The organism is Kitasatospora sp. MBT63 (assembly GCF_000710465.2).
Taxonomy (GTDB): domain Bacteria; phylum Actinomycetota; class Actinomycetes; order Streptomycetales; family Streptomycetaceae; genus Kitasatospora.
The window spans coordinates 18,107-19,188 of record NZ_JAIZ01000461.1; the positions used below are offsets into that span (position 1 = coordinate 18,107).

A 1,082-nucleotide genomic window follows, 5' to 3' on the forward strand; every position below is an offset into this window, starting at 1 on the left:
CCCCGCCGATCGCCGACAAAAGACGTGTGAGTACCCTTGCGCACCCCACCATGACCGCAGCCCGCCCGGCCGACGCGATCGGCACCGGCGAGTTGGACCGCTTCCCGTACGCAGATCGCCCCACCCCGCCCGCCCCGCGCTGGGAGGGCGCCGAGTCCGACCTCTCGCGGGTCGGCCGCAAGACCACCAGCAGCCGCGGCCGCGGTCTGCACGGCCAGCTGGTCCAGCAGCTCGGCCAGATGATCGTCTCCGGTGACCTCGGTGCCGACCGGCCGCTGGTGCCGGAGGAGATCGGCCAGCGTTTCGAGGTCTCCCGCACCGTGGTGCGTGAGTCTCTGCGGGTGCTGGAGGCGAAGGGCCTGGTCAGCGCCCGGCCCAACGTCGGCACCCGGGTCCGCCCGGTCGGTGACTGGAACCTGCTGGACCCCGACATCATCGAGTGGCGCGCCTTCGGCCCGCAGCGCGACGAGCAGCGCCGCGAGCTGTTCGAGCTGCGCTGGGCGATCGAGCCGCTGGCGGCCCGGCTCGCCGCCGGTCACGGCCGGGAGGACGTCCAGCACCGGCTGGTGGAGCTGACCGAGATCATGAGCCACGCCGGTGCCCAGGGCGACGTGGTCAGCTACGCCCGGGCCGACGCCGAGCTGCACGGCCTGATCCTGCAGATGGCCGGGAACCGGATGCTGGAGCACCTGTCCGGCATCGTCGGCTGCGCCCTCCAGGTCTCCGGCGGCCCGGCCACCACCTGCGACCGGCCCTCGGACCCGTCGCTCAGCCTGCACGTCCGCCTGGTCGACGCGCTCGGCGCCGGGGACGGCACGGCGGCCGAGGCGGCCATCCGCGCGCTGCTCACCGTGCACCCGGCGGAGGTCGAGCCCTCCGTCCCGGCGCCCCGCGAGCACTGACCGGGGGGTGGAACCCCGACCGGAGGCGGCTCCAGGCCCTTCAGCAGCCCGCCCAGGGCGGCCGGAGGGCCATCGCCGCAGTTCCAGGGCTCGGCGGGCCGCCTCTCGGACCCCGGACCCGAACAGCACCCCGGTCCTCGGCCGTCCGCCCCGCGCCGACCGGCCCCGCCCCGCCTCACC

The 1,082-nt window shown here is 75.6% G+C and carries 1 protein-coding gene; it reads left to right on the forward strand.

Annotation, left to right across the window (positions count from 1 at the left end):
- Positions 1 to 26 precede the first annotated feature (26 nt).
- Positions 27 to 902: a FadR/GntR family transcriptional regulator gene (locus AA75_RS24875; protein WP_082526807.1), complete on the forward strand. Its 876-nt coding sequence runs from the start codon at positions 27 to 29 to the stop codon at positions 900 to 902.
- Positions 903 to 1,082: the final 180 nt, after the last annotated feature.